12 protein-coding genes are annotated in these 13,588 nt (G+C 48.6%); 2 read left to right on the forward strand and 10 right to left on the reverse strand.

Annotation, left to right across the window (positions count from 1 at the left end; all coding sequences use genetic code 11):
• Positions 1-3 precede the first annotated feature (3 nt).
• The 10 genes from nuoI to GXP69_RS07760 form a co-directional block, all read right to left on the reverse strand.
• Positions 4-519 carry an NADH-quinone oxidoreductase subunit NuoI gene (gene nuoI / locus GXP69_RS07715; RefSeq protein ID WP_163914101.1) on the reverse strand — a complete coding sequence of 172 codons (516 nt, stop codon included), beginning with the start codon at positions 517-519 and terminating at the stop codon, positions 4-6.
• 273 nt (positions 520-792) lie between these two features.
• On the reverse strand, positions 793-1,755 hold the full coding sequence (nuoH, locus tag GXP69_RS07720) for an NADH-quinone oxidoreductase subunit NuoH (RefSeq protein WP_163914103.1): 963 nt from the start codon (positions 1,753-1,755) through the stop codon (positions 793-795).
• Positions 1,725-4,460 carry an NADH-quinone oxidoreductase subunit NuoG gene (nuoG, locus tag GXP69_RS07725; RefSeq protein ID WP_163914105.1) on the reverse strand — a complete coding sequence of 912 codons (2,736 nt, stop codon included), beginning with the start codon at positions 4,458-4,460 and terminating at the stop codon, positions 1,725-1,727. Before nuoG ends, nuoH begins: the two co-directional genes overlap by 31 nt.
• Positions 4,442-5,743, reverse strand: a complete 1,302-nt coding sequence (nuoF, locus tag GXP69_RS07730; protein ID WP_163914107.1) for an NADH-quinone oxidoreductase subunit NuoF — start codon at positions 5,741-5,743, stop codon at positions 4,442-4,444. The genes nuoG and nuoF overlap by 19 nt, the downstream gene beginning before the upstream one ends.
• Positions 5,744-5,761: 18 nt before the next feature.
• Positions 5,762-6,226, reverse strand: a complete 465-nt coding sequence (nuoE, locus tag GXP69_RS07735; protein ID WP_163914109.1) for an NADH-quinone oxidoreductase subunit NuoE — start codon at positions 6,224-6,226, stop codon at positions 5,762-5,764.
• Positions 6,227-6,500: 274 nt separating this feature from the next.
• Positions 6,501-8,252, reverse strand: a complete 1,752-nt coding sequence (gene nuoC / locus GXP69_RS07740) for an NADH-quinone oxidoreductase subunit C/D (protein WP_163914111.1) — start codon at positions 8,250-8,252, stop codon at positions 6,501-6,503.
• Positions 8,253-8,348: 96 nt separating this feature from the next.
• The gene (locus tag GXP69_RS07745; RefSeq protein WP_163914114.1) at positions 8,349-8,621 is read right to left on the reverse strand and encodes a DUF4242 domain-containing protein; all 273 of its coding nucleotides are present in this window, start codon (positions 8,619-8,621) and stop codon (positions 8,349-8,351) included.
• A 134-nt stretch (positions 8,622-8,755) separates the two neighbouring features.
• The gene (locus GXP69_RS07750) at positions 8,756-9,394 is read right to left on the reverse strand and encodes an NADH-quinone oxidoreductase subunit B (RefSeq protein ID WP_163914116.1); all 639 of its coding nucleotides are present in this window, start codon (positions 9,392-9,394) and stop codon (positions 8,756-8,758) included.
• Positions 9,395-9,528: 134 nt separating this feature from the next.
• Positions 9,529-9,957 carry an NADH-quinone oxidoreductase subunit A gene (locus GXP69_RS07755; RefSeq protein ID WP_163914117.1) on the reverse strand — a complete coding sequence of 143 codons (429 nt, stop codon included), beginning with the start codon at positions 9,955-9,957 and terminating at the stop codon, positions 9,529-9,531.
• Positions 9,958-10,001: 44 nt separating this feature from the next.
• Positions 10,002-10,439 (reverse strand): CBS domain-containing protein, encoded by a 438-nt coding sequence (locus tag GXP69_RS07760; RefSeq protein WP_163914119.1) that lies wholly within the window; start codon positions 10,437-10,439, stop codon positions 10,002-10,004.
• A gap of 279 nt (positions 10,440-10,718) precedes the next feature.
• Between GXP69_RS07760 and glgX the strand changes: the two genes are divergently transcribed.
• Positions 10,719-12,896 carry a glycogen debranching protein GlgX gene (glgX, locus tag GXP69_RS07765; RefSeq protein WP_163914121.1) on the forward strand — a complete coding sequence of 726 codons (2,178 nt, stop codon included), beginning with the start codon at positions 10,719-10,721 and terminating at the stop codon, positions 12,894-12,896.
• A gap of 54 nt (positions 12,897-12,950) precedes the next feature.
• The gene (locus GXP69_RS07770) at positions 12,951-13,412 is read left to right on the forward strand and encodes a DUF4268 domain-containing protein (RefSeq protein WP_163914123.1); all 462 of its coding nucleotides are present in this window, start codon (positions 12,951-12,953) and stop codon (positions 13,410-13,412) included.
• The last annotated feature ends 176 nt before the right edge of the window (positions 13,413-13,588 follow it).

The following is a 13,588-nucleotide window of genomic DNA, read 5'->3' on the forward strand; positions in this document are numbered from 1 at the left end:
GCCTTAAGGGATTAAGCTTTTAACATCTACCGGCGGACGCTCATTTTCAGCTTCGCCTTTATCTTTTCCGCCGATAGCCATGCCCGCTACTTTATAGTAGTTGTAGCCGTGATATTTGCCCTGACCGTTTATCAGCAGGTCTTTTTTCTCATACACCAGGTTCTGGCGGTTATATTCTCCCATCTCAAAATCAGGGACAAGCTGTATGGCGTAAGTAGGGCAGGCATCTTCGCAGTAACCACAGAAAATGCAACGCGAAAAGTTTATTCTGAAAAACTCCGGGTAACGTCGGCCATGCTCGTCTTCGGTGGCTTGTAGCGAGATGCAGTCTACGGGGCAGGCAGCAGCACACAAATTGCAGGCTACGCAGCGTTCACCGCCGTCGGGGTCGCGGGAGAGCACGATGCGGCCGCGCCAACGTGTCGGAAGTATAGCCTTCTGCTCGGGGTACTGTATGGTGTCCCGCTTATGGAATGCATGCAGAAATGTAAGCCACATACTGCGCAACAAACTAAACATAGCTGCTCCTTTCTTTTATATTTTACTTTCCCCTTGAGGGGACTACAGGGGTGTTTACTCCTGCTGAATTATTTTATAGTTTAAGCTATTGGGGTTTCAACTGTCCCTTTTACACCCCTATGGTCCCCTCAAGGGGACAGTTTCTGCTATTACTTCTTTTTGTCATCTCGACGATAGGAGAGATCTATCTCAACTATAAGCTGTATTAGATTTCTCACTTTGTTCGAAATGACATTAAAAGATTATTCATTAATCATTCGTCATTAAACATTATTACCCTTCCAGCCACAGCACCACAGCAGCAGTTACCATCAAATTCACTAAAGTCAATGGTAGCAATATCTTCCAGCCGTACTCCATCAACTGGTCATATCGCGGTCTTGGCATAGAGGCGCGTAGGAGGATGAAGATCATCAGGAAAGCGACTACTTTGATGATGAACCAGACGATGGGCGGCAGGAAATCAGGGCCTAGCCAGCCGCCGAAGTATAGCGTTACCAACATACAGGAAATAAGCGTGATGCCCATGTATTCCCCGATAAAGAACATCCCGAACTTCATGCCTGAGTACTCCGAGTGGAAGCCCGCGATCAGCTCACTTTCCGCTTCAGGAATATCAAAAGGCAGGCGGTGGGTTTCGGCGATACCAGCTATAAAGAAGATAACAAAGCCCAGGATCTGTGGAATGAAAAACCATAGGCCCTGTTGTGCTTCCACGATCTCGCGGAGGTTGAAAGAGCCGGCCATCAGCACCACACCCATCAGCGCCAGACCCATAAAAACTTCATATGAGATCATCTGCGCCGCGCCGCGCATGGCACCCAGCAAACTATACTTGTTGTTCGATGACCAGCCACCGAGAATGATACTATAAGCACCCATCGAAGACATCGCGAGGAAAAACAGCAAGCCAATGTTTAGGTCGGCAACTATAATTCCGGGAGCAAACGGTATCACTACAAAGCTGAGTAATACGCTGATCACAACTATAGCCGGTGCCAGCACAAAGACGGGCTTATCAGCAAATGGCGGAACCCAATCCTGCTTAAAGAAAAGTTTAATAGAGTCGGCAGCAACTATAAGCAGGCCAAACGGACCAGCGCGATTAGGGCCGTAACGATCCTGCCAGAGTGCGAGCATGCGGCGTTCCACCCAAATGAGTGCGGCTGCCACATTCAGCATCACGAAGAGTACGCCGCCGATGATCAGAAAGTAGTTTGGTGCTGCGGTTTCCATTGTAGTTCTCGGTTTAGGATGGCCCAGGCAGGTAGTTCGGCAAATTTAACTCCAGGCAAGCCCACAGGTAAGCCGGCAGTCCCGCTGGCTATAGTTGGGCTTAACTTTACTGGCAACTGATAGAGCTGTCCGTCAATGGCAAATGGCATCAACTGTCCTTCGTACAGCTTCATGCGCAATGCATCGTCGGTGTTAATGGCAATGTATGGTTCAGGTATGCGCTCCTGTATAGAAGCAGATTGCGCACTCAGTTCTTCAGATCCGAAAATATGATGCAGCGGAAGAATAAACAGGTGTCCGTCCATCGGCATGAACTTTTCAGGCACTGCTGCTGAGAAGGAGACTTCATACGACGTGTCGGGTTCTAGTAATCTTATTCCCGGATCGCCGCCTTTCAGATGTCCTCCTACTTCCTGCTGGTATTTGTTAACAGACTGGTTTGAGTTCCAGCCCGGAGCCCAGAAGAAGGGGATCATGGAAGAAGGTGGTTGACCGCGGTAACCTTCCATAGTATAAGACAGTGGTGAATCCGGGTCTTCGGCAGGTTTTTGTTCGCTTACATTGATGTTGGCCCGCATGGCAGTTCTGCCGCTGAAACGGTGCGGTTCACGTGGTATCTTCTGCCCGGCAATCCTGAAATCAGATGGAGGTGTTACCATTTCAATGCCTTTCATTTCAGGATGTTCTTTAACTATAGCGCTCAGTATATCATCGTAGCCGTGCCACCAACTGATCTGGTCGTGGGCAACTATAGTTCCGAGCTCACCCAGCCAGCGCCAGCTTTCCTGTATATCTTCTATAGTTGGATATACCTGGTAAAAGCGCTGTGCCCGCCCTTCGTTATTGATAAGTGTGCCATCGGCTTCAGAAAAAGCTCCGGCAGCTAGCAGCACATCGGCATGTTCAGTAGTCTGGCTGTGCAGGTAATCCAGCACGATCACTTTTTTGCAGGACTTCAGGAAGTTGGTAACGGCACCTTCACTGGCGTGTCGGTACAGATCATTCTCAACTATAATAACTGTATCAGCATAGCCGTTCTCTACTGCTTCAAAAGCAGACTGTAACCGGTGGCCGCCTAACATAGCTAATCCCATGCTGTTGCTGGTCGGTAAGGTCAACACTATACCTGCGGATTTCTCTTTTGCCACCAGGGCATTGGTAATGTTAGCTGCTGCCTTTACTATAGCTTCGTGGCCGGAAGATGTGCCGGAAATGATAACCGGGTTTTTCGCTTTCATCAGGGCATCTGCAATTTGCTGTGCCAGGTGCAAGTCATTATTTTTCAGACCTCTTACGCCGGGCGATTCCGGATAAATGATGTTGGCGACAGCAAAGCCTAAACGCGCAATAGCATCCGGGGCGGCAAAGTAGGTTTGCGTTGCCAGTTCGTCCAGTTTAGTTGCGGTAGGGACTGCTATGAAAAGTGGGCCTTTTTCTGATTGTACCAGTTCGCGTACAGCCGCATCCTGCCAAACCGGGATCTTTGCCTCGGAAACCTGTTCTAACAATGGTTCCTGGCGCACAGCCTGCCTTACGGCCAGCGCCAGCATAGGAGCTGTGTTGGTCAGATCTTCGCCAAGTATAAATACGGCATCGGCTTTCTCCACTTCGCGCAGGCTCGGGGTACGGGCGTCGCTTTCCCGTAGTATTTTCAGGGAGAGTTCTGTCAAGTCATGTTCTGCATCTGATACCCCATGATGGAAATTGTCTTCGCCTACCAGGGTTTTCAGCATAAAGTTAGATTCTAAAGATGCCCGTGGCGAGCCGATGCCAATTACCCTGCCTTGGCGCATCAGCTGTACTGCTGCCTGCAAAGCGGTATACTTATCAGTAGCTTCTGGTAGGTTACTGCGGACTAATGATTTGCGAATTCGGCTGACGCTATTCACATGCTCGTAGCCAAAACGACCGCGGTCGCAGAGGAAATAACCGTTTACTTCTCCGTTGTAGCGGTTGGTAATGTTACGCAAGGTACCGTAGCGTTCGCCGGCTGTAATGTTGCAACCCAAACTACAATGATGACACACCGATGCCGCCATTGTGAGGTCCCATTTGCGGGTATAGTGTTGTTTTAAAGTTTTGTCGGTGAATACACCAGTCGGGCAGACTTCTGCCAGGTTTCCGCTGAACTCACTTTCCAGTACACCGTCTTCGGCACGGCCAAAGTATAAATGGTTGTGGGCTGCAAATACGTCCAGGTCCTTTCCGCCGGCATAATCTTTATAATAGCGCACACAACGGTAGCACTGTATGCAGCGGTTCATTTCGTGGTTCAGAAACGGGCCCAGGTACTGGTTAATGTACGTGCGCTTATCGAAGGTATAGTTTCTATAGTTGTGGCCGGTCATCACGGTCATGTCCTGCAGGTGGCAGGCGCCGCCTTCGTCGCAAACTGCGCAATCGTGCGGGTGGTTCGTCATCAGCCAACCAATTACGTGTGCCCTGAATTCTTTGGCTTCGGGGTCAACTATAGAAATGCGCATACCATCCCGCACCTGCTCCATACACGACATAAAGAGCTTGCCCTTGGTATCGTTCTCATCTTTATACACCTTTACAGCGCACTGACGGCAGGCGCCGATAGAGCCCATGGCCGGATGCCAGCAGAAATAGGGCAGGTCCTGGCCCAGCGTCAGGCAAGTCTCCAATAGGTTCTTTCCGGTCGGTACTTCAAAAGGGGTGTTATCTATATAGATGGTTGCCATGCTTTTGCTTTGCTCCAGGGACAGTGGTGTTCGTGAATGTGCCGTTCAAAATCTTCTCTGAAATATTTCAGAGCGCTCTGCAGGGGTTCCATAGCGCCGGGTGCTAATGCGCAAAACGTGTTGCCGGGGCCAAGGTATTTCGTATGGAAATCAAGCGTCAGCAGGTGTTCGGGTTTGCCTTCGCCTTTGTCAATGGCAAGTAGTATTCGTTCCACCCAAGGCAATCCTTCGCGGCAAGGCGTACAGAATCCGCATGATTCCTGTGCAAAGAAATGCTGCAGGTTCAGCGTAAAGCCAACCGGGCAGGTCTGGTCGTCCATAATGATCATCGTGCCTGTTCCCATACGACTTCCGGCTGCCTGTATCGAAGGATAATCCATTGGCAAATCCAGGTGTTCTTCTACTAAAAAGTCTGTGGATGCGCCGCCTGGTAATAGTCCCCGGAACAGGTAACCGTCCTGCATGCCGCCGGCATAGTCTTCCAAAATCTCACGTATGGTGGTACCCATCGGCAGTTCCCAGCAGCCTGGTGTTTTTACGCGGCCACTCACCCCAAAAAGTTTGGTCCCGGCATCTGCAGTCAGGCCTAAACCTTTGAACCACTCTGCTCCGTTGTTTATGATATGTGGCAGGCAGCAAAGTGTCTCCACGTTGTTAACTATAGTTGGCTTGCCAAACAAACCACTTACCTGCGGGAAAGGTGGCTTGGCTCTCGGGTTGGCTCGCTTACCTTCCAGGGCGTTTAGTAAAGCTGTTTCTTCGCCGCACATGTAGCGTCCAACACCGGTGTGCAGGTGCATGTCTAGGTTAAAGCCCGAGCCAAGTATATTCTGACCTAAATAGCCTGCATCGTAAGCTTCCTGAATGGCTTTGGTGATTTCTCCGGCAGCTACTTTATAAGCCCATCTCAAAAACACATAACTTATACTTGCCTGTATGGCATAGGCCGCCACTATCATGCCTTCTATCAACTGGTGCGGATTTCCTTCTAAAAGCACGCGGTCTTTAAAGGTACCGGGCTCCATCTCGTCGGCGTTGGCTACCAGGTACTTTGGAGTGGCAGCATCAGGCCCCATGGGCACGAAGCTCCACTTTAAGCCGGTGTTAAAACCAGCTCCGCCACGGCCTTTCAGGTCCGATTCCTTGACCAGTGCCTGTACTTCCTGGGGAGTCATTTCCTTCAGAATTTTGCGCACAGACTGGTAACCGCCCACCTTCTCATACTCCTTTAAGCTGAGCGGTGCGCGACTGGGTACAATGTGTTGGGTAAGCGGCTTTTCCATAGGCCCGCTTGTTTGGGTTTAGGTATACTTGTTCAGGATCTCATCCAGTTGTTCCACCGTCAGGTTACGGTACAGGTCGTTGTCAATCATCAGGGCGGGGGCACAGTCGCAGGTGCCAAGGCAGCAGTTTGGTAGTAAAGTAAAGCGGCCATCTGCTGTGGTCTGGCCATATTGTATGTTCAGTTTGTTGTGCAAGGCTTCTTTTATACCTTCGTAGCCCATCACGTAACAGCTGATGCTGTCGCAGAGCAGGATCACGTGCCGGCCAACCGGTCTGCGGAAGATCAGGTTATAAAACGTAGCCACGCTGTCCAGTTCCGCCGGAGACATCCCTACATAATCGGCCACATCTTTCAGGCTCTCATCCGACACCCAGCCATGGTTTTGCTGCACGATCTTCAGCGCTTCGATGCAGGCATTTTTAGGCGCCGGCACCAGGCTTATTTCATGGTCTATCTGATGTTTCTCTTCAGCGGTAAGCATGGGCTTTTTAATTATGAATTAGAAATTAAAAATTAGAAATGAAGGTATGATTCAAGCCTTGTTGCTGTTCCGGATTTGTAATCCAGAACCTGTTACCTGCGGATTTACAATCCGCCTGTTTCCAGTTGTTAAAGCCTTTGCTTTTGCGGATTACAAATCCGCGGTTATTATACTTTCGGATTGCAAATCCGAAAGAGCAACTGGGCAATTAGCTATAGTTAACTTGTGTTCCTTTCCATTTCTAATTCCTAATTTTTAATTTCTAATCATCGCTTCAGCGATCAATGTCTGCCAGCACGTAATCCATGGCTCCGAGTATAGACAGCAGGTCGGCTACAGTGTACCCTTTGCTGATGTAAGGGAGCATTTGCATGTGCGGGAACGATGGAGTCCGGATGCGTACCCGGTACGGCGATGTGTTGCCGTCGCTGGTCAGGTAATAGCCGTTGGCTCCTTTGGTTGCTTCTATGCAGCTCATCGCTTCGCCGGAAGGTATAACCGGGCCCCAACTCACTCCTAAAAAATGCGTAATGAGCGTTTCAATATCATGCATGGTGTTTTTCTTGACTGGTGGCGTGGTAAGCGGATGATCTGATTTGAATGGACCAGCCGGCATATTTTTCAGGCATTGCTCCACTATCCGAAGGCTCTGACGCATTTCGGCTACACGAACCACAGCGCGGTCGTAACAGTCGCCGTTGTTGCCAACTGGTATATCAAAATCAAACAGTTCGTAGCCAGAGTAAGGCCGCTTTTTACGGAAGTCCCAGTCCATGCCGCAGGCTCGCAGGTTTGGTCCGGTTACACCCCATTCTATGGCTTCTTCGGCGGTAAAAATGCCTATGCCTACTGTGCGGGCTTTGAAGATGCTGTTCTTCATTACCATGGCATCGTATTCTTTCAGCCGCTTCGGGAAGTAATCTATAAAGCTTTGTACCAGCTTCTCCCAGCCTATTGGCAGGTCTTGGGCTACACCGCCGATTCTGAACCAGTTAGGGTGCATGCGTCCGCCACAGATACCTTCGATGATATCAAAGATCTTTTCACGGTCTGAGAACATGTAGAAAACAGGGGAGAGTTGGCCTATGTCCTGTGCAAAAGTACCGTACCACACCAGGTGGCTGGCAATCCGGAAGAGTTCGCAAAGCATGACGCGGATATACTTTACTCGTTCCGGCACTTCTATACCTGCCAGTTTCTCCACTCCCTGCAGGTAGGCCAGGTTGTTCATCACACCACCCAGATAATCCACTCTATCAGTGTAAGGAATATAAGTGTGCCATGACTGGCGTTCGCCCATTTTCTCTGCCCCACGGTGGTGGAAACCAATGTCCGGAATGGCATCTACTATATCTTCACCATCTAACTGAAGTATAATCCGGAGGACGCCGTGCGTGCCGGGGTGCTGCGGACCAATGTTCAGGAACATGAAGTCACTGTCATCGGAGTGGCGCTGCAGTCCCCATTCTTCCGGATGGAATTTAAGTGCTGCCTGCTCCAGGTCTACTTTGTCGTCATACAGCTGGAAAGGACCCATTTCAGTAGCGCGGGCCGGGTGCTCTTTGCGGAGTGGATGGCCCACCCAGGTGCGGGGCATCAATATGCGCGACAGGTGTGGATGACCGGAAAAACGAATGCCGAACATGTCGTATACTTCGCGCTCGTACCAGTTGGCATTAGCCCACAGGCCGCTTATACTTGGCGCCGTCGGGAAATCACCTACCAAGGCTACTTTTAAGCGAATAAACTCGTTGCGAGGGAAAGAAAACAGGTGGTAAACCAGCGTGAAGCTGGATTTTGGAACATGATTAGCACCACGGTTTTTGGTCCGCTCATCAATAGCCGTCAGGTCAAACAGCAGCTTAAACGGCTCGGCCACTTCATTTTTCAGGAAGGTCAGCACATCCACAATTTTATCCATCGGCATCCAAAGCGTGAGCATCTCATCTCTGGTTGTCTGCTGCGTGAAGGTATCTTCGCCGAAGCGCGCCTGTAGCTGTAATAATGTGCTGCTGTTGTTTTCCATGGCCAGGTTCTTTAATTGAGGGGACCAGTAAGTTGTTAACTCATGCTAAATCTATAGTTGCTTTATTATGGTAAATATGTTCGTTGTTATACCTGCTTATTCTGCCGTAACCGGATCGATGATAGTCTTCACTTCGCTTACTGAGTCTGCCGGGAAACCGCCTTTGCGCGCATGTTCACGTACCATTTCTTCATTGGGCGCATTATATATGCAGTAAATCTTGTCGCCTGTTACATAGCTTTGCACCCACTGTATCTGCGGCCCCATGTCCTGCAGCACACCGTTCGAGGTCTGAGAAATCTTTTTTAATTCTTCGGCAGATAAATTACCTGCTCCCGGAATAGCGCGCTCAATTACATACTTAGGCATAGGTTTATATTTTTATAGTTTTACAGACACTGTGTGGTCGGTATTCGCTTTAAACAACTATAGTTTCAAAGCGGAGACGCAGCGTAGTGCATCTCTACATTCCCAACTCTTTAACTCCTAAACGCTCAAACTACCTATAGTTCATCCGGAGACCTGAACTCTGTCATCTCGTCCCAACGTTCGCGTTTGCGTGCTTTCACATCTTTTTTTTCTGGTTTTATTACACCTTGGTCTCCGATGGTCCAGCTAAGTGGCCTACGCTCTTTGCCTACGCTTTCAGCCAGCAGCATCAGCCCTTCCATAAAAGCATCGGGGCGGGGAGGACAGCCGGGTACGTACACATCTACAGGTAAAAATTTATCCACGCCCTGCACCACACTATAGATATCGTACATACCGCCGGAGTTAGCGCAGGAGCCCATCGATATCACCCATTTCGGTTCCATCATCTGCTCATGCAAGCGCTTGATGATCGGGGCCATTTTAATGAAGACCGTACCGGCAATGATCATGATATCTGCTTCGCGGGGAGTACCACGGATAACTTCTGCACCAAAGCGGGCCACATCATACTTGGGCGTCATGGAAGTAGCCATCTCTACAAAACAACAACTCAAACCAAAATGGAACGGCCACATGGAGTTTTTGCGACCCCAGGCTATCAGATCCTGCACAGTGGTAAGCATGATACTTTGCTGCACGGTTTCTTCGTAAGAGCTGTTGCCCTTCACGGTATTGGCAGGTTCTTCCGGTTTACTAAGCCACCATTTCATAGGCGTAGAGGTTTGGTGTTTATCGTTTCGTTAGTGCATCAGGGTGAGGTGTTTGTGTTGTTATTCGTTGCGCGTTGTTCGTTAATCGAACTATAGATTTTATGTCTTTTGTCAAGTAGTCCTTTGTCAGGCAATCAAAAAGCAGGCTTCTGCATGCGTTTGTAAGCTGCCAGTATTTTCTTTCCATCCGGGCCGAAATCCAGTGCGCCCATGCGCCATTCGTAAACCAGTACTACCACCAGCATCACCATAAATATGGCCACGCCGGCATAGCCATACCAGCCCAGCTCACGGAAAGCGATAGCCCATGAAAGTATGAAAACGGTTTCCACGTCAAATATCACAAAGAGCATAGCCACCATATAAAACTGAGAGGAGAAACGGATACGGGCGGAGCCTTCGCTAACTATACCGCCTTCGTAAGGCTCTGTCATGGCGCGGCCTTTGCCACGCTGACCCAGCACATACGACAGGCCAAGTATAACTCCTACCAGGCTTAACACTATAGCGCCGTATACCAGCAGGGGCCACAGCGGCACGTTATTTACTTCTGAAGCGTCCATAGCGTTTCTGGTTTCATACTACACGCAACTATAGAATCGGGTACTTATTCCTGGTGGCCGGTAATGTAATGTTCCAGCTCTCCTATAATGAATTTCTGCTCTTCTATCATGTATTTTACAATATCACCGATAGAGACGATGCCAACCAGGTTGTTATTATCAAAAACCGGCAGGTGCCGGATGTATTTGCTTGTCATGAGAGCCATGCATTGCTCCATGGTCGTGTCGGGGGTAACAGTAACGGGGTGCTCACTCATGATCTCCTTCACAAGGGTTTCTTTCGATGATTTGCCTTTCAGGATTACTTTCCGGGCATAATCACGTTCGGTAATAATGCCGCAAAACCGGCCATTATCCAACACTACCAGCGAACCCACATGGTTTTCTTCCATGTTTTCAAGCGCACTGTAAACGGTGGTTTCCGGACTTACAGAAAGAACATCGCCTTGTTTCTTCTGTAAAATGCATCGAACGGTTCCCATACTTCCCCCTTCTATTAATAAATTGATTTGGATATGTAGGGTTGTATACGGTTATAATAAAAAAAGGTCAAAAAATTATAAGCTAAATACTTTTTGTTGCACGCTTATTATAACATCACTTTGTAAAGTCATTTATAGAGGTAACTGTCTGATTTATAAAACACTGTTGTAGCGGCCAACTATAGTGTGCTAACTATTTGAAAGCAATAAAGTATATGAAGGGTGTTTTGTATTAATTGGAGAGCGTCTCTCTTCATTTCTAAAGCTTATAGTTAATTTATGAGTCTACCTATATATCCGGGGCAACCTTATCCGCTGGGCGCAACCTGGGATGGTGCAGGTGTGAACTTTGCACTGTATGCCGATAATGCCACCGGCGTAGAGCTTTGTCTGTTTGATGACATAACAAGCGAACAGGAATATGTTAAGATAAAAATGGTAGAGCGTACGCACCAGATCTGGCATACTTATGTGCCGGACCTGGGGCCTGGACAACTATATGGTTACCGGGTACAAGGACCGTACGACCCATCCAACGGGCATCGGTTTAACGCCAACAAACTACTCCTGGACCCTTATGCAAAAGCTATTTCCGGGCCAGTAGAGTGGCACGACTCCCTGTTTGGGTACAAAGTTGGTGACCCGAAAGAAGACCTGAGCTTTAGCGAAACAGACAGTGCTCCCTTTCTGCCAAAAGCTGTTGTAATCGATCCTAATTTCGACTGGGAGGGAGATAAACCACCCAAAACACCTTATTTTAAGTCAGTTATATACGAAACCCATGTAAAGGGCTTTACTTACCTGCACCCCGATATACCCGAGGAAATACGGGGAACCTATGCCGGCCTGGCACATCCTGTAACTATAAAATATCTGCAGGACTTAGGCATTACCGCTATAGAACTGATGCCGGTACACCATTTCATAAAAGACCGCCACCTTGCCGAAAAAGGCCTCACCAACTACTGGGGCTATAATTCGATCGGTTTTTTTGCGCCGGATGTTCGCTATAGCAGCAGTGGCACCCTGGGTGAGCAGGTAGTGGAGTTTAAGAACATGGTAAAAGCATTCCATAAAGCAGGCATAGAGGTGATACTGGATGTAGTATATAACCATACGGCTGAAGGAAACCATATGGGGCCAACGCTATCCTTTAAAGGAGTCGACAATGCATCTTATTATCGCTTAACAGAGGAAGATAAGCGCTTTTATATGGACTATACCGGAACAGGTAACACCTTGAACTCCAGTTTGCCAAGTGTACTGCGACTCATCATGGACAGCCTGCGTTACTGGATTCTGGATATGCATGTGGACGGTTTCCGTTTTGACCTGGCTTCCACACTTGCCCGCGAACTGCACGAAGTAGATAGGCTGGGATCATTTTTCGACATCATACACCAGGACCCGGTTATATCCCAGGTTAAATTAATTGCTGAACCCTGGGATGTAGGGGAAGGTGGCTACCAGGTTGGTAACTTTCCGCCCGGCTGGACCGAGTGGAACGGCAAGTACCGCGACTGCATGCGGGATTACTGGCGTGGTGCCGAAAGTATGCTGGCTGAGTTTGCAGAACGCTTTACGGGTAGCTCGGACCTGTATCAGGATGACTACAGACGCCCAACTGCTAGTATTAATTTTATAACCGCTCACGACGGGTTTACGCTGCACGACCTGGTATCTTATAACGAGAAACACAACGAGGCCAACGGTGAGAACAACCAGGATGGCGAAAGTCACAATCGTTCGTGGAACTGTGGCGCAGAAGGCCCAACTGAGGATAAAACTATAGTTGAACTGCGCCAGCTCCAGAAACGCAACTTCCTGACCACCCTGTTTTTGTCGCAGGGGGTGCCGATGCTGGTAGCCGGCGACGAAATTAGCCGCACGCAGCAAGGCAACAATAACGCTTATTGCCAAGACAATGAAATCTCGTGGGTTAACTGGGAAAAGGCTGACAAAGAAATGCTGGAATTTACACGGAAGCTGATCCAGCTCCGCAAGGAGCATCCGGTTTTCTGCCGTCGTCGCTGGTTTCAGGGAGTACCTATAAAAGGGCTGGGCGTAGAGGATATTGCCTGGTTTTTACCCGAAGGAACCGAAATGACAGATGAGCACTGGAACCACGATTTCGCAAAATCGCTGGCAGTTTACATGAACGGACATGGGTTGCGCAGTGTAGGCCCCAAAGGGGAAGTAATTCTGGATGATGATTTTTACGTGATCTTTAATGCGTACCATGAGCCCTTGAAATTCAAGCTTCCGCCCGAAAAGTATGGCTCTAAGTGGGTGAAACTGATTGATACAACAACGGGGCAGGTAGGCGAAGAAGGAAAGGTGTATGCCGCAGGTAAAACACTGGAAGTTGGAGGCAGATCGGTGGTATTGCTGCATTCTAAAACAGAAAAGAAGCCCAAAGTAGCAGCCCGGGCACACAAGGAAGGAGTAAAAATGTAATCGGTAAATTGGCAATTGCTTCGGTTTTAAAGGAGTAATTGCCAATTTTGCTTTATGTATACACGCGAACAGGCATCTCAGCTACGGCAGGCTTTCTGGACTACCTTTGGGCAATACATTTCTCCACAACTGTCAGCAGAAGGTTACCGCACCAACTGGTCTAACTATAAGACCGGTTTTAAGCACGTGTACTTCCGGATGCGCGCCGAAAAGAAAACCGCAACAATAAGCATCGAACTCACCCACCCGGACCCGGAAATTCAGGAGCTCTACTTTGAGCAGTTCCTGGAGTTGAAAACCCTACTCCACGAAACGCTTAGCGAGGAATGGGAGTGGGAGTTGCATGGCATGGATGATGAAGGCAGAACGATAAGTCGCATCTACAAAGAGATTTCTCCGGTAAACGTTTTTAACAAGGAAGACTGGTCTGAACTGATTTCTTTCTTCAAACCAAGGATCATTGCATTGGATGAGTTCTGGAGTGATGCGAAGTATAGTTTTGATGCGTTGAAGTAAGAGCATTTTTGTCATGTCGAGTGTAGTCGAGACATCTTATGTGTCCTTTTCTGCATTGTCATTTCGAACACAGTGAGAAATCTATCTCAAATTATAATTAAAGTCATCATTCTATAGCTAACTATAACTGCAAACAAGCAGTTTGTGCTATAGTTACTACTTATCCTGGGAGCTCT

The sequence above is a fragment of the Pontibacter burrus genome (assembly GCF_010686685.1).
Lineage (GTDB): Bacteria > Bacteroidota > Bacteroidia > Cytophagales > Hymenobacteraceae > Pontibacter > Pontibacter burrus.

Coding starts and splice junctions, on each gene's coding strand:
- nuoI (WP_163914101.1), bottom strand. CDS start 519: ATGTTTAGTTTGTTGCGCAGTATGTGGCTTACATTTCTGCATGCATTC.
- nuoH (WP_163914103.1), bottom strand. CDS start 1,755: ATGGAAACCGCAGCACCAAACTACTTTCTGATCATCGGCGGCGTACTC.
- nuoG (WP_163914105.1), bottom strand. CDS start 4,460: ATGGCAACCATCTATATAGATAACACCCCTTTTGAAGTACCGACCGGA.
- nuoF (WP_163914107.1), bottom strand. CDS start 5,743: ATGGAAAAGCCGCTTACCCAACACATTGTACCCAGTCGCGCACCGCTC.
- nuoE (WP_163914109.1), bottom strand. CDS start 6,226: ATGCTTACCGCTGAAGAGAAACATCAGATAGACCATGAAATAAGCCTG.
- nuoC (WP_163914111.1), bottom strand. CDS start 8,252: ATGGAAAACAACAGCAGCACATTATTACAGCTACAGGCGCGCTTCGGC.
- GXP69_RS07745 (WP_163914114.1), bottom strand. CDS start 8,621: ATGCCTAAGTATGTAATTGAGCGCGCTATTCCGGGAGCAGGTAATTTA.
- GXP69_RS07750 (WP_163914116.1), bottom strand. CDS start 9,394: ATGAAATGGTGGCTTAGTAAACCGGAAGAACCTGCCAATACCGTGAAG.
- GXP69_RS07755 (WP_163914117.1), bottom strand. CDS start 9,957: ATGGACGCTTCAGAAGTAAATAACGTGCCGCTGTGGCCCCTGCTGGTA.
- GXP69_RS07760 (WP_163914119.1), bottom strand. CDS start 10,439: ATGGGAACCGTTCGATGCATTTTACAGAAGAAACAAGGCGATGTTCTT.
- glgX (WP_163914121.1), top strand. CDS start 10,719: ATGAGTCTACCTATATATCCGGGGCAACCTTATCCGCTGGGCGCAACC.
- GXP69_RS07770 (WP_163914123.1), top strand. CDS start 12,951: ATGTATACACGCGAACAGGCATCTCAGCTACGGCAGGCTTTCTGGACT.